Origin of the sequence: Rhodopseudomonas palustris (assembly GCF_003031265.1) — a bacterium.
Taxonomy (GTDB): Bacteria; Pseudomonadota; Alphaproteobacteria; order Rhizobiales; family Xanthobacteraceae; genus Rhodopseudomonas; species Rhodopseudomonas palustris_H.
Genome location: NZ_CP019966.1, coordinates 2,590,226 through 2,609,582 on the forward strand (window position 1 = coordinate 2,590,226; position 19,357 = coordinate 2,609,582).

Here is a 19,357-nt window from a genome sequence, read left to right on the forward strand (position 1 = left end):
GTGGAGAAGGCACTTCAGCCGCCGACCCGGGAACGGAGGCTCAATGGCGTCAGCGCCTATTTGGGCGACGTCGCGTCCTTGATCGCTGAACTCGAAGCCGGGCCACCTGCGTCGCGGATTCGGACGTTCTCACAAGTTGCTAGCGACGATGTGTCGATCGCGTTGCGCGTTCTGGCAGACGTGGAAGGGCTGGGGATCGTCGTCCACGGTGCGCGGGGCTGCGCCGGCGCGCTGGTGCGCAGCCGCCCGGGCCGTCCATGGGCGGTCACCAACCTCGATCAGCGCGACACCATTCTCGGCGCTGACGGAAATCTCGCTCGGACGCTGCGTCGGTTGCATCAACGTCATCACCCCTGGGGAATTGTCGTGGTGGCAACGCCCGTCGTTGCGATCAATAACGACGACATCCAGGCGGTGGCTCAAGAGCTGAGTGATGAACTCGGCATCCCAGTCGTCGAGCTGCGGACGGATGGATTCCGTTCGCGGATCGGTGCTACCGGCTACGATATTGCGAGCGCGGCTCTGGCGTCCCTGATGCCACCACAGCACGGCCGTCGGCGCGACCTGATCAATCTGCTGGCTTTTGAGCGGGGCCCTGGCCTCACTGCTGTGGCGCAACAGCTTGCCGGGCTTGGGCTCGAGGTCAATCTTGTGCCGGCCGGCGCCGGCCGGGAAGCGTTCGCCAAGGCGGCGCAGGCGGTCCTCAGCGTCGCGGTTTTTCAGGACGAGTCTGACGTGCTCCGCCGCGAACTCGACCGGCTTCACCGGGTGCCGTTCCTGCATCTGCCGCCGCCGATCGGCGCCTTGGGTGCGCGGCGGTTTGTCGAAGCCGTCGCCGAGGCGACCGAGCGACCGCTGCCGATCAGGATCGACGATCGCGTCAGCGCCGACCTGCTGGAAGACCGCCGTGTGGTGATTGCGCTGCCGCCATCTCAGGCGTTGGCGATCGCTGAGCTTGTGGTGCAGTTCGGTGGCCGGATTGCTGGGATCAGCGTCGACTGGATCGACAGCCTTCATGTCGAGGGGCTCAAGGCTCTGACCAATGCGGCGACCGTGGCCTTGCATGTCGGAGCAGGGCAGGCCTTTGAACTGGTGAACTGGCTCGGCAAGATCGAGCCGGACCTGCTGATCGGAACGCCGGCAGTCGCGGCGACTGCGACCCGCGCCGGGATTACTGCGGTCGCAATCGAAGGCGACGATTTGCTCGGGGCGGCCGGAGAGACAAAGCTTGCAACCCGCATCGGCCGGGCGCTGGCCGCACGGCAGAATGGTTTTACGGCCGGGCTCGGGACGTCCGCGTATCGCGCAGGTTGGCTGAAGCGCAGCCCGGACTGGCACATCAAGCGTGAGGTGAGATGATGGCGGCGCATCTGATGCGACCACGCGCCGGTTGCGCGCTGCATGGCGCGCTTTACGCCGCAACCGCGATCGATGGCGTGACTCCGCTCGTCCATGCGACACCCGGCTGTGGTGTGCAAGCCGGACTGTGGCAGGATGTCGGTGGTTGCGGCGTGTCGTGGCCGACGTCCAATCTGTCGGAGAAGCACATTGTGTTTGGCGGCGCGTCGCGGTTGCGCGAGCAGATCAAGAATACGCGCGGCGTGGTGTCGAGCGAAATCACCGTGGTTCTGACCGGGTGCCCGGCCGAGATGATCGGCGACGACGTCGAGGCGATGGCGCAAGAGGCGCGGGACGCCGGGGACGAGGTGCTCGACCTGGCGACTGCTGGATTTCGCGGCTCGGCCTATCATGGCTATCAATCTTTCCTGCAGGCGGCTGTTGAGCGAACGGTCGCTCCGGGAGTGACCCGAGCCGGCCTGGTCAACATTCTCGGTCCCGTCCCGCATCAGGATGCGACGTGGCTGGCGGAGATCGAGGAATTGTCTCGGCTGATCGCCGGTGTCGGCCTGATCCCGAACCCGATATTCGGTCCGTTCGGGGGGCTATCGAGCCTGCGGGCGACCGCACAGGCCGAACTAAGCGTCTCGTTGTCGCCGTGGGGCGGGGCGGCGGTCCGTGCGCTTGATGACCGCTTCGGCATTCCCTGGATCGAAAGCGCGGGATTGCCCGTTGGCGCCGCGGCGACAGGCGCGCTGCTGGAAAGGATCGTCGCTGCCGCTGGTGAGGTGGACGATGCGGCGGCGCGGATCTTCATCGACCGCGAGCGGCAGCGCGAGGCGTACTTCATCGACCGGCTGCTGGAGACGCTCTATCGACAAGGCGGTGCCCGCAGCTTTGCCGTTGCCTTGCCGAGTCTGCACGCGGGAGGCATCGTTCGGTTTCTCAGCCGGACCCTCGGTTGGTCGCCGGCCGCGATCGTCGTCACCGACAATCCGCCCGCGGAGCATCGCAGCACGCTCGAGGATGAGCTGCCCATCGTTCACTACAGCGAAGACGACGACGAGATCGCCGCACTTATCGGGAGCAGTGGCGCGGAGATCGTGTTCGGCAGCTCCCTGGAGCGAGCGGTCGCTGACCGCCTCGCAGTGCCGTTGATCGAATGCGCCGCGCCGACCCGCCGCCTGAGCCTGACAAGTGGCTTCGGCGGCTCTCGCGGCGGTCTGACGTTGCTGGAGGCGATCGTGACGGCGTCGGATCAAGCGTAGGGAGCGCCCCGCGGAACTGACCGTCCACCATCACGACGTTGCCGTCCGACCGATTGATGGGCATCTGTCTGACGATCAGCAGGGAGATGGGTAAACTCTCCAGGAGCCGCGGCGGCGTCGACGTCGCGGCGTTTGTTGCATTCGTCAGGTGGTTCGTTGGTCAGGCCAATGCCTGGTCGAAGCTGCGGTCCCAGAAAGGCTTGACATCTACCGGTGCGTCGAACACGCCAATCTTGGTGAACACGTCAGCGACGTCCTGATGGCTTTGAACCGCTGCATCGCTGTTGGCGATCAGGCTGTAATCCTGGCTGCGATTGTTGAACAGGTCGAGAATGGCCTCGACCGGAACCCCGGTATCGCGCGACTGGGCTTCCGCATAGGTCGGGTAGTTCGCATTGCTCCAGGCATAGGCCTTCTGCAGCCGCAGGAGAAAGTCTGCAAGCGCAGCGTGCCGCAGCGGGTCGTCAATCGCGGAAGGATTGGCCGAGATCAGGAAGTTTCCTGAAAGATAGCCGACGCCTGTCTTCAGGGTACGGGCCCCGTATTTGGAGCGGGCGAGTTGGCCATTGTAACCCCAGATCGCCCATGCATCGAGGTCACCACGGGCGAAGGCAGACAGGCCGTCGGTGGGCGCAAGGTGGGTCGCCTTGATGTCGCCAAAGGACAGACCGGCTTCAGCCAGCTGCTTGTAGAGATAATAGTGAGACGTCGTTCCCCGAACGTAGCCGACGCGCTTCCCCTTGAGGTCGGCCACGCGATGGATGTCTGAATCTTTCTGAACGAACGTGCCCTGATTGTTGAGATCCTCGCGATACACCGCGATGAATTTCACGCGTGCTTTGGACTTTACCCCGAACGCTGCCGAAGTTTCGCTGCCCGAACCCAGGTCGAGCGCGTCGACGTTGATGCCTTCGATGTGCTGGACGCCGGAGTTGAACTCCTTCCAATCGATCTTGTAGGGCGTTGCGGCGAGGCCTGCCGTTTCCAGCAAGGTCTTGTGCAGCCCCTTGTAGAAGGCAATCCGCAGCGTGACCCCGGAGAGATCGGTTGGGGTGGCGGCTCGTGCGCTTGCTGTGCCCAGCAACCCGGAGAACCCAAGACCCGCGCTGGCTTGCAACAAACGGCGACGCGACATGCCAATCGACATCAAACGACCTCTGACGTTTTGGAATCAGTCCTGAAGGGCGGTGTCCACGACACGGTCGTCGCGATCACCGAGTGAACGCGATGCTGACCAAGTCGATCAGCATTATCAACTATCCGGCAAACAAAACGATGAGGAGCACGCGGGCGAGTGCTTTTGCAGAAATTCGTTTCGACAGTCGGCCGAGGCGTAGGCGAAGTTGCCGCTCACGGCAAAGCGCTGAGGTCCGTACTGAGTCCCCGCGATCATCGCTCGATTGACATCCGAATTGATTTCGAGCAATCCGCGCACCGTTCTTTATCCAACTGCTGACAACCGCTTTCCGACGGACTCCGATGACACGCGCCAATACGACCGAGACAGTCGATTTCATCATCGTGGGAGCAGGCTCATCGGGATGTGTCCTTGCCAATCGCCTCAGTGAGGACCCTGCCACCTCGGTCGCACTTTTGGAGGCGGGCCCCCGCGATTCCAACCCGTGGATTCACATTCCGATCGGCTATGCCAAGACGATCCGAAATCCCGACATCAACTGGTGCTACGAGACCGAGCCGGAGCCGACGATGGACGGGCGGCGAATCTTCTGGCCGCGCGGCAAGGTGCTCGGTGGGACCAGTAGCATCAACGGCCTTGTCTACATGCGGGGGCATCCTGACGATTATGACGGCTGGGCAGCCGCCGGCGCGTCTGGGTGGGGCTGGACTGATGTCCTCCCGTACTTCAAGCGCTCGGAGGATCAAGTCCGCGGCGCTGATGCGTATCATGGCGTAGGCGGGCCGCTGGCGGTCGCCGACCTCAGCGAGCGCAATCCGATCTGCCAGGCCTTCATCGACGCCGCCATCTCTGCCGGCGTACCGGCCAATCTGGACTTTAACGGCGAGTCCCAGGATGGCGTCGGCTACGTGCAACTGACGACCCGTGACGGTCGCCGTTGCTCCAGCGCGGTGGCGTTTCTGAGGCCGGCACTGCGGCGCGCCAATCTGCGCGTCGAGACCGAGGCGCTGGTCTGCCGTGTCGTGATCGAGGGCGGCCGAGCTGTCGGTGTGGAATATCTACATGGCGGCGAACGGCGGGTCCTGCGTGCGCGATCCGAGGTGATCCTGTGCGGGGGCGCTGTCAATTCGCCACAGCTTCTGCAACTGTCGGGCATCGGTCCTGCCGCACATCTGGCGAGCGTCGCTATCGAACCGGTGCTGGATTTGCCTGCCGTCGGTGCCAATCTGCAGGATCACCTCCAGGTTCGCATCGTCTGGAAGGCGGCCCATCCGCTGACGCTGAACGATATCGTCCGCAACCCGGTGCGCAAGCTATGGATGGGCGCGCGATATCTGCTGAACCGGTCTGGCCCGATGACGATCAGCGCCTGCCAGGTCGGGCTGTTTGCGCGGACACGTGCGGAGCTGACGCGTTCGGATATCCAGTATCATTTCATGATGTTCAGTGCCGAGAGCTCGGCGGACCAGCTTCATTCGTTCTCAGGCTTCACCGCGAACGTGTGCCAACTCCGCCCCGAAAGTCGCGGCAGCGTGCTGATCGCTGCCCCTGATCCGCGGCAGGCCCCGCGCATCCGAGCGAACTATCTGGCAACCGAAACGGATCGCCGCGCTGTCATTGATGGCTTGCGTCTGGCACGGACCATCGCGAACGAGAAGCCGCTCGCGGACTTTATCGTCGAGGAGTATCTGCCCGGAGCCGGCGCCACCAGCGACGACGCACTTTCGGCGCACGCCCGTCAGAAGGGGCAGACGCTGTTTCATCCAGCCGGAACCTGCGCGATCGGCCCGGTTCTCGACCCACAGCTGCGGGTCCGCGGCATCGAAGGATTGCGTGTCGCCGATTGCTCCGTGATGCCGACGCTGGTGTCCGGCAACACTAATGCGCCCGCGGTGATGATCGGTGAAAAGGCGTCCGACCTTATTCGCGGGCAGCGAATTGCTTGAGCCTTGTCAATCGAGGGCGAGCTAACTGTTGGCGCCGGAATTGGCTCGGTAATCTGGAGCCTCGCGGGTGCTGACGGCCGGCATCTCATGCCGGAGCGGAGGTCAAGCCGGCTGGGCCGCTTCGACGACGGTGACCGTTCCGGCTTCGTTGTCGGTCTTGGCAAACACCGTGAAGAACTCGATCTCCGGCTCCATGCCGTAGCGCTGGATGATGCCGTCGCGCCAGGGGCCCGAGTAGAACGCCTCGGCGTCCGCCTGGCTTGCCCATTGATACACACCGCCGGCGACGCCGCGCTCGCTCCAGATGAAGTGCTTGCTGATCAGCCCTTTCACAGACTGGAAACCCGGAGCGATCGCTTCGAAATGATTTCGGCATGCGGCCCGGTCGATATGCGCGGGCAGGCGATAGCGCACAATGGCGGTGATCATCGGTTTTGTCCGGACGGCGTGAGCATATCGATTAGACGCGATGCAGCGACACGGACACCTTCGGGCCGTTCTTGATGGTCTGATACACCACGCAATAGCGCTCGGTCAGTTTCAAGAGCAGATCGAGCTTGTCCTGCGCCGCGTCGGTTTCGACCTCAAATCGCAGCCGGATCTCGCGGAAGCCGACCGGTGCCTCCTTGTCGACGCCGAGCGTGCCGCGAAAATCCAGATCGCCCTCGGCGACCACGTCGCCCCGCGAGAGCGGCACTTCGATCGCGGTCGCAACCGACTTCAGGGTGACGCCGGCGCACGCGACGAGTGCCTCGAGCAGCATGTCTCCCGAACACAGTTCAAGCCCAGAGCCGCCGGTCGCCGGATGCAGGCCGGCCGTTGCCAAGGCCTTGCCAGTTTCGACCTTGCAACTGATGCCGTCGGCATCGATCGCGCCTTTGGCCTTCAGGGTGATCAGCGCGGTGGCCGGATCTGCCTTATAGCGGTCCTTGATCGGCGCCTGCAGCGCGCGCAATTCCAGCGCATCCATTTTGATCGCTCCTCCCTGTTGTGATTAATTATATCCCGGCGCCTTCGACGAGCAAATCGTCGTCCCGGCGTCCGGTGCGCTGCAGCGACCGATCGAGTGAATGCAGCACGGCGTGCTTGATGTTTTCGAAAGCCGCCGAGCTGCGGTCGCGTGGACGCGGCAGATCGGTTCGGATTTCTTCAAATAATCGTCCCGGCCTCGGCCGCATCACCAGGACACGGTCGGCGAGCGCCACGGCCTCCTCGACGTCGTGGGTCACCAGGATCAGCGTCGGCCGCGTATCTGCCCACAGATCGAGCAGGTGATCCTGCAGATCGGTGCGGGTGAAAGCGTCGAGTGCCGAGAAGGGCTCGTCGAGCAGAATGACCTCCGGTTGCGGCACCAGCGCCCGTGCGATCGCCACGCGCTGGGCCTGGCCGCCGGACAGTTCGCGCGGCCACGCTTTCGCCTTGTCGGCCAGTCCCACTCGGGCAAGCGCGGCGGCGACGCGCGCGTGACGGTCCGGTCGCGGCAGCCGTTCAAGACCAAAGCCGATATTGTCCGCGACGCTCAGCCACGGCAGCAGCCGTGGTTCCTGAAAAATGATGCCGATCTTAGGATGCGGCGCCGTGATGATTTCACCGTCCAGCATGATGGTGCCGGCGCTCGCCCGATCGAGACCGGCGATCGCCCGCAGCAAAGTCGACTTGCCGCAGCCCGAGCCGCCGATCACCGCGACGATCTCGCCGAGATTGATCCTCGCGGAGAACGATTGCAGGGCGTGAACGCCGGCGGGGTAGGTCTTGTCGACGCCGTCGAGCACCAGCATCAGGTTTCTCCGTCGTGCCGGTCGAACGCATCCTGCCAGCGCAGCAGGGGCAGGGTGGCGATCTCGATCAGCCAGTCGGTGGTCTTGCCGAGCAAGGCGAAGATCACGATCGCAGCGACGATCTGCGCCGGCTTGCCGAGCTGTTGCCCGTCGATCAGCAGGAAGCCGAGCCCCTCCGAGGCGCCCATGAACTCGGCCGCGACCACGAACATCCAGCCGAGCCCCAGCCCAACGCGGAGTGCCAGCACATAGGCTGGCAGCACCGCCGGCAGGAGGATGCGCCGGATCATCGCCGGGCCGGACAATCGGAACGCGCGGCCGACCTCGACGATCTTGCGATCCACCGAGCGGATCGCGCCCATCACGCCGAGATACACCGGGAAGAACACGCCGACCGCAATCAGCGCCACCTTCGAAGTCTCGAAGATCCCGAGCCACAGAATGAACAGCGGCACCCACGCGATCGACGGGATCGCGCGTAGCGCTTGAACGGTCGGATCGAGCAGCCGCCGTGCGACACTCCAATAGCCCGCGACCGCGCCGAGCACCGACCCCGACAGGACGCCGAGACCGAAGCCGGCGGCGACGCGGCCGAGCGTCGCGACAACGTGCCGAGTGAGTTCTCCGGTTCGTGCCAATTCGGCAATGGTCGAAAACACGCGAGACGGGGGCGGCACCAGCCGGCCGTTGGACCAGCCGAGATATACGGCCGCTTCCCAGCCGACCGCCACCGTCAGCGGCAACAGCAGTCCAAGCGCCGGCCCGCGCCAAGGAGGTGCGTGGCGATGCGCCGATGGAGCCGCCGTCGTGACCGGCGCGGCGTTGTCTAACGTCAAAGCCATAGCCAAACCGCTTCCCAATTTGGCTCCACGTCAGGAGCCGCATTTTGCGGGGCCGACATCTCCGGCCCCGCACGCCACTCGCTTCGCACGCGATCTGCCGTCCGCAGCCGCCCTGTGACGTGCTTAGTTGGTCAGCAGTGGCACCTGATCGTCGATCAGCGTGTCGAGCACCGCTTTGACGTCGACCGATGACTGGATCACGCCGGCCTGCTGCAGTGCCAGTCCGGCGGCGAGAATGGAGTCGCGCTGTGGCGTGCCGATCCGGCTGTGAGTGAGTTCGGTGCGTTTCTTGAGCTGCTTGTCGACCACGGCGTCGGGCAGCTTGGTCACGCCGATGAACGCTTGCTTCAGCTCGTCGTAATGGGCGAGCGAGTACTTGCGCGCATCTTCGTAAACGGCCAGCACGCGCCGAACGAGATCCGGATGCTCCTTGAGGAAGGCTTCACGCACGTTGAGGATGCCCCAGGTGTTGGCTTCGGGCTTGCGATAGAACAACTTGGCGCCTTCCTCGACTTCGGCTTGTGCCATCATCGGATCGAGGCCAGCCCAGGCATCGACATCGCCGCGGATCAGCGCGGCCTTGCCATCGGCGTGTTGCAACAGCACGGGGGTGATGTCGTTCTGGCTCAGGCCGGCACCAAGCAACGCACGCACCAGGAAAATATGGGGATCGGTGCCGCGAGTCACCGCCACGCGTTTTCCCTTGAGGTCGGCGACCGAGGCGATCTTGGAATCCTTGGCGGTCACCAGCGCAGTCCATTCGGGCCGTGAATAGACGTAGATCGACTTGATCGGATTGCCGTTGATCTTCGCAACCAACGCGGCCGAACCTGCGGTGGAGCCGAAATCGATCGAGCCGGCGTTGAGGAATTCGAGCGCTTTGTTGGAGCCGGCCGACTGCACCCAGACGATGCCGATGCCGTCTTTGGCGAATTCCTTTTCGAGCAGGCCTTGCTGCTTGAGCACGATCGAAACGGGATTGTAGGTCGCCCAATCGATCCTGATCTCCTTCGGTTTATCCGCGGCAAAGACCGCGGTCGGCGCCAGCATCGTTGCCAGGACCAGACTGGTCATCAGGCGCCGGGATAGGGTCGTCATGGGTTTCCTCTCTTCTCGGTTCATTGCTGTTGCTTCCGCGTGCCGCGCCGTCTCGATGCGACGTAGATACCTCCGCGAAACAAGAGAGTTGTCAGTTAGTTATCTAGGCAAATCAACCGAAAAGAAGTTCTCTCAATTCGACTGGTACAAGAATGAGATTGTAGGATGAAGCGCGCTTTGAGCATGGAAAGGCTGTCGTGATCGGCCTCTGTTCCGCGTCGGCGGACCGGGCCGGTCGATCAGCTCCAATGCGGTAGCGACGATCGGAGGAGGGGCGAGTTCTGACTTGCCTGACACTCGGCAAGGAACTGGTCTTCGTCCTCGACGTCGTCGGGTAGATAATGATGCCGCCGTTCGGGCGCAGAGATGCATGGCGGCTGGTAGCCGACCTCGGCCGCAACGGGTGGAGACGACAGATGTCGTCCTGGTCGGCGTTGGAGATTCGAAGGGCTACCAGCCTATCGCCCTTGCTCGGGCGACGCTGACCTCGAGGTCGAGAGTCTCGAGATCAGCCGGACCGTTGGCACGCAGTGGGAGACGGTTCATGCCAGTGCGGTTTCGAGATCAGCGATGATATCGGCGGAATCCTCGATGCCGACTGACAGACGAAAGACTCCGTCGCCGGCCCAGGCGCGATAGCTCGCCGTGGCATCGCCGGTCAGTCGGAACGACGAGCGCAGAATGTCCTCAGTGGGGATGTAGACCAGCAGGCTCTTGGTCTTGCCGAGCGAGACCGCATAGGAGACGACGCGCATCCGCTCGGCGAATTGCTCCGCCAATGCCGGTCCGTCGCCATTCACGGTGAACGAGAGCAGGCCTGAGAAGCAACGCATGGTTCGTTGCGCCAGTTCGTGCTGCGGATGGCGAGGCGAGCCGGGCCAGTAGACCGCTTTCACCTTCGGGTGGTTGGCGAGAAGCGCTTCGACCGCGCGTGCGTTGGCCTCGTGCAGCCGCATCCGCGGCGCGAGCGTCTCAAGACCCCGCAGGATCAGCCATGCCGAGAACGGCGCCAGGCAGCCGCCGAGGTGGATCAGGCTGCCGCGCCGCAGTCGCGCGATCGCTTCGGCTCGTCCGATCACCGCGCCGCCAAGCGTGTCGCCGTGACCGCAAATGTATTTGGTCAGCGAGTGGACGACGTAGTCGGCACCGAGTTCGAGTGGGCGAAGGCCGAGCGGAGTCGCGATGGTTGCGTCCACCGACAATTCGGCGCCGGCCGCGTGCACGAGCGGAGCAATCGCGGCGATATCTGCGAGGCGCAGGATCGGATTGGCCGGCGTTTCGATATGCACCAGCCGGGTGTTGGGACGAAGCGCAGCCGCGATCGCGTCGGGCCTCGACGAATCCACGGTCGTCACCGCGATGCCATTGCGCGTGAGCTCATCATGTGCGAGTTCGGCGACGCCGGCATAGCAGACGTCGGACAGCACCAGATGGTCTCCCGCGTGGAGACGGTCGCAAAACAACGCGGCCACGGCGGCCATGCCGGACGCGAAGGTCACCGCGGCTTCGCCGGCATCGAGCGCCGCCAGCCGTGCCTCCAGCAGCTCGACGGTGGGATTGCTCCATCTTGTGTAGAAATGCGGCGCCGCGGCGCCGAGATCGTTGGCGGAGAAGCCGACCGCGTTTGGGGCGGTGAGAAAGCTCGCACTCAGAGCAGGGCCGGGCGTCACCGGATCTCCGACCTCGCGATGGTGGTCACCCATATAGAGAGCCCAGGTGGCCGGGCCCCATGGCTTCGCTGCATTGGTCATCGTTGCATCCCGTGTCGCGTGTCTTCAGCAACCATAGCGGGGATTGGAGCCCGCTGCGGTCATGCCTGTCCTGCCAGGTAGGCAAAGCTCCATCGGACGACGATTGAAAATCGTCGCCCGATCGAACGCCGCATCTCCGAGCGGGGCACGGTGTAAAAGACGGTGCGATACAGTTTGGCTTGAGCGAAGCCTGCCAAGGCGGCGAGCGCTTGTTCCGAGCCTTGTTCGTGGGCCGTGCTTGGTCAGTGCCGGGAGAGGAAGTTTCTGACTTCGTCGAACAGGCGGTCCCGTGCCTTTTCCACGATGATGAAGTGGCTCGCGGCGGGGACTTCGATCAGCTCGCGAATCTTCGCGTTCTTCAATTGACTGAACAGCGCCAGCTGCAGCGACCTCGGTGTGAGATCGTCCCACTCGCCGCGGATGATCAGGGTCCGGGCCGTGATGGTCGCCGCATCATAGGGCTGCTGCGCCTGCCACGACACATCCGCCGCAACGCCGGTCGGCGACCTGAACAGTTCGGGCGTGCGTCCGGTCGCCTCCGGCTGACTGTCGCGCACGGCCTTCTCCCACAGCGCAACGGTGCTGTCGGGCAGGATCAGCTTCACCTGTTCTGCGGGGACGCCCTTTTGGATCCGCGCGCGCGAGTCGGCGAGCGTCCATTCCTGCCACGCCTTCTTGGGCGGGCCCGCGGTAACGGGTTTGTCGAACGCCCACAACGGCGCAACAAGCACGAGCGACGACACCTTGTCGGGATTGGCCGCCGCATAGGCGCCGCTGATCACGCCGCCCCACGACCACCCGATCACCTGCAAGCTGTCGATCTTGCGCTTGGCACGAATGAAATCGGCGGCGGAGGTGAAATCCGCGACGGCTTCCGCCGTCGTCGCCACCGGCGGATTGTTCTCGGCCGGCGCCCGCAGCGCCTCCGGCCATGTTGACCGGCCGTAGCCGCGAACATCGACCAGCCACACGTCCCAGCCGGCCCGCGCGAGATCGTCGGCCCACGACGCCCCGCCGACCGGCAGATCGAACACGAGCTCGGAAGCCAGCGTGGCGCCATGCACGTAGAGGACGGTGCGATCGCTCCGGTAGACGTCCGTGCCCGCGGGACGTTTGTTGCGGACGAACAGTTCGATTCCAGGAGCCGATGACTTGATCTTGAAGTCCTCGGTGACGATCTCGACTTCCGCCTTCGCCGATGCGATCGGCCAGAGGACAACGGCGAGCATTGTGAATAGTCCCGAGGTGATCGCGGCGATTAGGGCCTTTTGTGACATCAAGAGTCCTTCCGATGAGGATGGTTACACAACCCGACGCTAGCAGAGCGTTGCCGAAAATCGCTTCCAATGAATCCGGGTGCGATGGATCGTTCGTGCCGGAACCATTGAATCGGAAGTAATCGTCGCATCCGCGCACGTGATGACGCGGACGGCGCGTGTGCGGCCTCGGCCAAAGCAGGGAAGTCGATTGTTTCAGTCCTGCTTGACGTGGTAAAACGACAGTCTTCGCCGCGGCCGAAATTCGAAGTTTACGACTATTGCCCTGGCTGCGGCGGACAGCCATCGTCGACGTCGTGAAGTGTGCGAAGCGCGCGGCAGCGGTGAGCAGCCTGCTCTCGGATGTCGTGCGCCAGTCGAAATCCCTGTCCTGGAATCTTGCTATGCCGCCCCAATCCTTCGACCCGTCTGCCCCGAAGCTGAATCGACGCCGTTTCCTCGGTCACGCCGTTGGAGCCGCCGTGCTCACCGGCGCGTCTTCCACCGCATTGCCGCTGGTGTTCACCACGCCGGCGCGGGCGCGCGAGGCGTCGCCGGTCGTGATCGAGACGCGGCTCGGGCGGCTGCGCGGAGAGAGCGTCGAGGGAGTGGCATCGTTCAAGGGCGTGCCCTACGGCGCGTCGACCGCCGGCGACAATCGTTTTCGTCCGCCGGTGCCGCCTGCTGCGTGGACCGGCGAGCGCGACGCGACGCAGTTCGGGCCATCGGCGCCGCAGCCCGCGGCACCGAGCCCGGCCGAGTTCGCCTGGTACTGGTCGAAGGTGCCGACCAGCGAGGACAATCTCACGCTGTCGGTGTACACGCCCGGCGTCAACGATGGCGGCAGGCGGCCGATTCTGGTGTGGCTGCACGGTGGCGCATTCGCGATCGGCGCCGGCACCTCGCCGGGCTTCGACGGCTCGCACCTTGCCAAGGCGCAGAACGTAGTCGTGGTCTCTATCAACCACCGGCTCAATCTGTTCGGCTCGCTGTACACCGGCGAATTTCCCGAAGAACTGTCGCCGGCGTCGGGCAATCTTTCCGTGCTGGATCAGATCGCGGCGTTGAAATGGGTGCGCGACAACGCGGCTGCGATCGGCGGCGATGCCGGTAACGTCACCGTCTTCGGTCAGTCCGGCGGCGCCGCGAAAGTCGCGGTGCTGCTCGGCGCACCAGCGGCCAAGGGTCTGTTCCACCGCGCCGTGATCCAGAGCGCGTCGGGTGCCTGGCGGCTGGCGACACCGGAATCGGCCGCGCGCTCAGCGCACGCGCTGCTGGCACAGTTCGACCTGACGGCGAAGAACGCCGGCAAGCTGCGGGAGATTCCCGCCGACAAGCTGGTTGCGGCGATCGCGCAGGTGGCGGCGAAGACCGGCGTCGCTGATTTCCGGCCGACGCTGGACAATCTGGTGTTCAAGCAGCATCCGTTCGATCCGGCCGCGAGCGCGGTGTCGGATGACATCCCGCTGCTGATCGGCACGACGGCGGATGAAGCGACCTTCTTCCTCGCGGGCGATCAACGCAACTTCTCGCTCGGGGCGGATCAGGTTCGCGCCCGGATCAAGAAATTCATCGGCCTCGACGATGCGGCGACCGACAAGCTGATCCGCGCCTACCGTGACATCCTGCCGGAATCGTCGCCGAGCGAACTGCTGATCGCCGTCGCCGGCGACTACAACTACGTGCTGCCGACGCTGCTGGTCGCCGACCGCAAGGCCGCACAGGGCAAGGCGCCGGTGTACGCCTATCGGTTCGACTGGCGATCTCCGGCGCGCGACGGCGTGCTGGGCTCGCCGCACACCGCCGAGGTTCCGTTCATTTTTGGGACGCTCGATGCCGCCACGCCGCTGATCGGCGACAGCCAGGACCGCTTGAATGTGCGGGATCGGATCGGCGAGATCTGGGCGAGCTTTGCACGCAGCGGACGTCCCACCACCAAGGCGATCGCGGAGTGGAATCCATATCGGGGCGAAGAGCGCACCGCGGCGCTGATCGGCGGCTCTTGGCGCACGGTCGACGATCATGCCAAGGCGCGACGGGCGGCGTTCGCCGACATCGCGCCTTACGAATACAGCCGCCCCGTGACCTTCACGCGGGATTAGCAACGGCACCCCGATAGCAGGAGAATCCTGTCATGTTTCAGCATCTGCGACGGACAACGTCGGTTGGCGCTGCGCTCGCGGTCGTCCTTGCTCTGGTGTCGAGCGCCGCATCGGCCGGGCCGACGCTCGACCGCATCAAGTCCCGCGGGGTGATCAAGGTCGGCGTCGGAACGACGCCTGGCTATTTCGCGCCGGATTCGAACGGCCGCTGGCAAGGCTTCTTCGTCGACTTCGGCCGGGCGCTGGCTGTCACCGTGTTCGGAGATCCCGACAAGGTGCAGTTTACCAGTTCGTCGCCGCAGCAGCGTCTCCCCGCGCTGCAATCGGGCGAGTTCGACGTGCTGCTGTCTGGCGTCACCGTCACCATCACGCGTGCGTTCAAGCTCGGCTTTCATTTCGGTCCGACGATCTTCTACGACGGCCAAGGCATCCTGGTTCGCAAGGACCTCGGCGTGACCTCGGCGTCGCAGCTCGACGGCGCGACGATCGGAATCCAAAGCGGCACCACCGGGGAGCTGAACATCGCCGACTATTTCCGCAAGCACCGGCACAAGTTCACGCCGGTGACGATCGAGGACACCAGCGAGTTCATTGCGGCTCTCGACTCGGGGCGCGTCGACGGACTGACCCAGGATGCTTCCGACCTCGCGGCCAAGCAGACCCAGCTGAAGAAGCCGGACGACTACGTGATTCTGCCGGAGCGGTTGTCGAAGGAGCCGTTGGCGCCGGCGGTTGCAGGCGGCGACGATCGGTGGCTCGAGGTCGTCACCTGGACGGTCAACGCCACGATCCAGGCCGAGGAGTGGGGGATCACGTCGAAGAATGTCGACGACTTCCTCAAGTCCGACGATCCGTCGATCCGTCGGTTCCTCGGCGTCGATCCGTCGCTCGCCGAGTCGATCGGCCTCGATCCCAAATGGGCCTATACGATCATCAAGACGGTCGGCAATTACGGCGAGATCTTCGATCGGCACCTCAAACCGCTTGGCTGGGAGCGCGGCTACAATCGGCTGTGGACCCAGGGCGGCTTGTTGTACTCGCCGCCGTTCCGCTGATGTAACGCGCGGCGGTCGCCGTGTCTGCGCTCGAACGCCTCCGGCGCCGCCCGCGAGCGTGGCTGTCAAATTGGCTCGGGCCGCGACCGGCGATACAACTCGCCGTGTTGGTCACGGTCGTGGTCCTCGTCGTCGTTTTGGGATCGAACATCGCCGCCACCATGGCGAGGATCGGCCTGACGCCCGGATTTGGCTTCCTGGAGCGCGCAGCCAATTTCGAAATCGGCGAGAGCGCGATCCCGTTCCGGGCCGGCGACAGCTACGCGCGTGCGATCGCCGTCGGCGTCCTTAACACTGCGAAGGTCGCGGTGGTGAGCTGCATACTCGCGACCGTGCTGGGTGTCGCGCTGGCGCTGATGCGGCTAGCAGGCCATCCGGTGCTGTCGGGTCTCGTCCGCTGGTCGATCGAGGTTGTGCGCAACACGCCGCTGCTGCTGCAACTGTTCTTCTGGATTGGGCTGGCCCACGCGCTGCCGCCGCCGCGACGCGCCGTGGTGTGGTTCGACTGTGTGTTCCTGACCAATCGCGGCGTCTATCTGCCGAGCGTCGTCATTGCCGAGGGATCGTGGATGGCGATCACGGCGATCGCGGCGATCCTGCTCGGCTGGCTGGCGTTGATGTGGCGGGGCCGAGCGCGCGGTCCGCTGGCGCCGCTACCGCTCGGTCTGGTGGCAATGCTCGTGCTCGCGGTCGTGATCTATGCCAGCGGCTTCCGGATTTCGCTGCACAGTCCGGCGGTGCAGGGATTCAATATTCAGGGTGGTACCAGCCTGACGCCGGAATTCGCCGCGTTGCTCGTCGGGCTGACGGTGAAGTTCGCTGCGATCTTCGCCGAGATCGTCCGCGCCGGCATCTTGTCGGTGCGGCGCGAGCAATGGGATGCCGCGCGAGCGCTCGGGCTGAGCGAATTGCAGATCATTCGGCTGGTGGTGTTGCCGCAGGCGCTCCGCGTGATCACGCCGCTGGCGACCTCGTGCTATCTCGACGTCATCAAGGATTCCAGCCTCGCGGTGGCGATCGGCTATCCGGACCTGATGAACATCACCAACACCACCGCCAACACGACCGGGCAGGCGCTCGAGGCGCTGCTGATCGTGGTGGCACTGTATCTGGTCCTGAACCTGTCGGTCTCGGCGGTGATGAACGTCTACAATGCGCGCGTCGCGATGCGGGGAGGGCGGCCGGCTTGAACGCGTTCGAACTCCAGGAGACCCTATCGCAGCGACGCAGCTTCGACTGGCCGAAGCTGGTTGCAGCGCTGTTCGGCGGCTGGCGTCGCGCGCTTGTGACATTCGCTGTCTTGGTGCTGATCGTGTGGCTCGGGGTGCCACTGCTGCGTTGGCTGCTGCTCGACGCGACGTGGCAAGGCAGCTCGGCCGAGTGCGCGGCGCGGGGCGGCGCATGCTGGGCGTTCGTCGCCGCCAAGCTGCGGTTCTTCCTGTTCGCGTTCTATCCCGCCGATGGGCTGTGGCGCCCCGTCGTGGTGTGTGGGCTGCTGATCGCGCTGCTGCTCGTGAGCGCGATTCCGCGTCTGTGGAGCGCCCGCCTCGTCGTGGCGTGGCCGGTCGTGATCGGTGTCTGTCTGGCGCTGATGAGCGGCCTGCCGGGCGGAAGGGTGGTGTCCTCCAACCAATGGGGTGGGCTTCCGATCACGTTGCTGGTGTGGATGATCTGTTTCACCACGTCGGTGCCGATCGCCGTGCTGCTGTCGCTGGCGCGGCGGTCCCGGATGCTGGTCGTGCGCTGGCTCGCCATCGGTTACATCGAACTGATGCGGGCGATCCCAATGGTCGCCATCCTGTACTTCGCCACGTTGATTCTGCCGATGGCACTGCCGGGCAGCGTTCCGCTGGACAAGCTGCCGCGTGCGATCGTGATGGTCGCGCTATTCTGGACCGCCTACGTCGCCGAGGTCCTGCGCGGCGGCCTGCAGGCCGTGCCGAAGGGGCAGGAGGAAGCGGCGCTGGCACTTGGGTTGGGCTACTGGCGGGCGATGCGCCTCATCGTGCTGCCACAGGCGCTGCGGGCCGTCGTGCCCGGCCTGGTCAATCTCGGTATCGGCTTTCTGCTCGCGACGTCGCTGCTCGCGGTGATCGGGATCATGGACATTCTGAGCGCGGCGAAGGCTGCGGCGGCCGATCCGGAGTGGCTCGGCTACTACAAGGAGTCGTTCCTGGTGGTGGCGCTCGTCTATTTCGCCCTGGGCTATGGCGGCTCGCGCTACAGCCTCTGGCTGGAGCGGCGGCTCGGCTCATCCAACGGGCGTTGATCACTCTCGATCGACTCGGCGGATGTCGTTTCGCCTCATGGCGCGCAGTATCACTGCTGGCGAACGCTTGCTGCCTCGGTAGTGAGACCAACCGTATCAGATTGGATCAATCGCTGCCGGTCTATTCGGCAAATCATCTCTCAATCTTGGTGCGGTACTCGAATGCGGGTGCGGATTTGATGAAACGGTGGCGAGCACAAAACTGCTATCACAACTCGCCACGCGATATGAACATTGTATCGATTATTAGTGCAGTAGTTCCTGTGTTGCTATTTTTGTCGCCGTCTCGACAGCCGGTGTGGCCGCCGGCATCATTGACGAGCGAATACGTTCGCGGTCGGGGAATAGCAACGAGTGAATGGCGTTTCCCCGCTCTGATCCTACGCTGCCGCGAACTGGACTAATTCATTTGGTTGGTCACGGGGCCAACTCGATCTTATCGAGCGGAATTTTCTAAGTTTTGTTTGAAGCATCGGAGGCGTTTGATGGCGCAATCGAAGAAGGTTGGCGGTCTGTCCCGGCGTCATTTGCTCAAGACGACCGGCGCCGCGGGGCTGGTCGTTTCGGCCGGTGCGTTGGCTGGAAAGATCTATTCGCCTGCGGTCGCTGCACCTGCACCCAAGATCCGCCTGGCTTGGACGGAGGTCGCAGCCTGCCATTCGCCACTCGGTTTCGGTGTGGCCAAGGGGCTGTATGCGAAGCACAATGTCGACGTCGAGCTGTTCTATCAGGGCGCCAGCGGGCAGACCCTGATCCAGGCTCTCGCCACCGGCAAGGCCGATGTCGGAGCGGGACTGATCGGCGATTGGCTCAAGCCTCTGGAGCAGGGTTTCGACGTCAAGCTGTTCGTCGGCTCGCATGGCGGCTGCCAGCGTCTGCTGGCCTCGCCGGCGTCGGGCATCAAGGACATCGCCGGCGTCAAGGGCAAGACGATCGCCAGCTACGACGTCGTGTCGCCGCCGAAGGTCGCGTTCCAGGTTACGCTCGCGAAGGCAGGCATCGACCCGGAGAATGACGTCACGTGGAAGGTCGTTCCATTCGATCTGGTGGGCGAGGCGGTCAACCGCGGTGACGCCGACATTGCGGCTCATCTTGACCCGTGGGCGTTCTCGATCGAGAAAAAGTTCGGGCTCACCAAGATCGCAGACACCCAGACGGGCGTGTACGAAGGGCACACCTGCTGCGTGCTGGGCGCCAATGGCGCCTTCCTCAAGGCTAACAAAGACGCACTCCGCCGGTTGGCGATTGCCAACATCGAAGTGCACGACTACGTCGCGGATCATGCCGACGAAGCTGCGCAATGGTATCTGGACGCATTGAAGCCCGCTGGGCTGACGCATGCGGAACTGACCCAGATCCTCGGTTCGTTCGTCCTGCACAATCACCCGATAGGACAGCCGCTGGTTGATCAGATCCAGAAGAGTTCGGAGGATTTGAAGCTCGTCAAAGTCCTCGATTCCAGCACGGATCCCAAAGCCTTTGCCGAACGTGTGACCGTCAATCTGCTGGCTTGAGG

The 19,357-nt window shown here is 64.2% G+C and carries 16 protein-coding genes; 8 read left to right on the forward strand and 8 right to left on the reverse strand.

Annotation, left to right across the window (positions count from 1 at the left end):
* On the forward strand, positions 1-1,359 hold the full coding sequence (locus tag RPPS3_RS11945; RefSeq protein ID WP_107344299.1) for a nitrogenase component 1: 1,359 nt from the start codon (positions 1-3) through the stop codon (positions 1,357-1,359).
* On the forward strand, positions 1,359-2,606 hold the full coding sequence (locus RPPS3_RS11950; protein WP_107344300.1) for a nitrogenase component 1: 1,248 nt from the start codon (positions 1,359-1,361) through the stop codon (positions 2,604-2,606). The genes RPPS3_RS11945 and RPPS3_RS11950 overlap by 1 nt, the downstream gene beginning before the upstream one ends.
* A 160-nt stretch (positions 2,607-2,766) precedes the next feature.
* Here RPPS3_RS11950 and RPPS3_RS11955 read toward each other — a convergent pair whose 3' ends face one another.
* Entirely contained in the window at positions 2,767-3,753 is a 987-nt protein-coding gene (locus RPPS3_RS11955; RefSeq protein WP_107344301.1) for an ABC transporter substrate-binding protein, read from the reverse strand.
* Positions 3,754-4,085: 332 nt separating this feature from the next.
* Here RPPS3_RS11955 and RPPS3_RS11960 point away from each other — a divergent pair, with 332 nt between their 5' ends.
* Positions 4,086-5,690: a GMC family oxidoreductase gene (locus tag RPPS3_RS11960; RefSeq protein WP_107344302.1), complete on the forward strand. Its 1,605-nt coding sequence runs from the start codon at positions 4,086-4,088 to the stop codon at positions 5,688-5,690.
* 102 nt (positions 5,691-5,792) lie between these two features.
* On the opposite strand, the gene RPPS3_RS11965 is transcribed toward RPPS3_RS11960, so the two are convergent.
* The 7 genes from RPPS3_RS11965 to RPPS3_RS11995 all read right to left on the reverse strand — a co-directional run bounded on the left by RPPS3_RS11965 (position 5,793) and on the right by RPPS3_RS11995 (position 12,388).
* Positions 5,793-6,119 carry a hypothetical protein gene (locus RPPS3_RS11965; protein WP_107344303.1) on the reverse strand — a complete coding sequence of 109 codons (327 nt, stop codon included), beginning with the start codon at positions 6,117-6,119 and terminating at the stop codon, positions 5,793-5,795.
* A 31-nt stretch (positions 6,120-6,150) separates the two neighbouring features.
* Entirely contained in the window at positions 6,151-6,660 is a 510-nt protein-coding gene (locus RPPS3_RS11970) for an OsmC family protein (protein ID WP_107344304.1), read from the reverse strand.
* Between the two features lie 28 nt (positions 6,661-6,688).
* Entirely contained in the window at positions 6,689-7,468 is a 780-nt protein-coding gene (locus RPPS3_RS11975; RefSeq protein ID WP_107344305.1) for an ABC transporter ATP-binding protein, read from the reverse strand.
* Positions 7,468-8,310, reverse strand: a complete 843-nt coding sequence (locus tag RPPS3_RS11980; RefSeq protein WP_107344306.1) for an ABC transporter permease — start codon at positions 8,308-8,310, stop codon at positions 7,468-7,470. Before RPPS3_RS11980 ends, RPPS3_RS11975 begins: the two co-directional genes overlap by 1 nt.
* Positions 8,311-8,433: 123 nt before the next feature.
* Positions 8,434-9,408 carry an aliphatic sulfonate ABC transporter substrate-binding protein gene (locus RPPS3_RS11985; protein WP_107344307.1) on the reverse strand — a complete coding sequence of 325 codons (975 nt, stop codon included), beginning with the start codon at positions 9,406-9,408 and terminating at the stop codon, positions 8,434-8,436.
* Between the two features lie 542 nt (positions 9,409-9,950).
* Complete coding sequence (locus RPPS3_RS11990; RefSeq protein WP_107344308.1) at positions 9,951-11,159, reverse strand: trans-sulfuration enzyme family protein; 1,209 nt, start codon at positions 11,157-11,159, stop codon at positions 9,951-9,953.
* Positions 11,160-11,401: 242 nt separating this feature from the next.
* Positions 11,402-12,388, reverse strand: coding sequence for an alpha/beta hydrolase (locus RPPS3_RS11995; RefSeq protein WP_234820191.1), 987 nt, complete (start codon positions 12,386-12,388; stop codon positions 11,402-11,404).
* Positions 12,389-12,897: 509 nt separating this feature from the next.
* Between RPPS3_RS11995 and RPPS3_RS12000 the strand changes: the two genes are divergently transcribed.
* The 5 genes from RPPS3_RS12000 (at position 12,898) to RPPS3_RS12020 (ending at position 19,355) form a co-directional block, all read left to right on the forward strand.
* Positions 12,898-14,517, forward strand: a complete 1,620-nt coding sequence (locus RPPS3_RS12000; RefSeq protein WP_234820193.1) for a carboxylesterase/lipase family protein — start codon at positions 12,898-12,900, stop codon at positions 14,515-14,517.
* A 32-nt stretch (positions 14,518-14,549) separates the two neighbouring features.
* Entirely contained in the window at positions 14,550-15,572 is a 1,023-nt protein-coding gene (locus RPPS3_RS12005; protein ID WP_107344310.1) for an amino acid ABC transporter substrate-binding protein, read from the forward strand.
* 20 nt (positions 15,573-15,592) lie between these two features.
* Entirely contained in the window at positions 15,593-16,762 is a 1,170-nt protein-coding gene (locus RPPS3_RS12010) for an amino acid ABC transporter permease (RefSeq protein WP_107344311.1), read from the forward strand.
* Positions 16,759-17,841: an amino acid ABC transporter permease gene (locus RPPS3_RS12015; protein ID WP_107344312.1), complete on the forward strand. Its 1,083-nt coding sequence runs from the start codon at positions 16,759-16,761 to the stop codon at positions 17,839-17,841. Before RPPS3_RS12010 ends, RPPS3_RS12015 begins: the two co-directional genes overlap by 4 nt.
* A gap of 485 nt (positions 17,842-18,326) precedes the next feature.
* Positions 18,327-19,355: an ABC transporter substrate-binding protein gene (locus RPPS3_RS12020; RefSeq protein WP_107344313.1), complete on the forward strand. Its 1,029-nt coding sequence runs from the start codon at positions 18,327-18,329 to the stop codon at positions 19,353-19,355.
* Positions 19,356-19,357: the final 2 nt, after the last annotated feature.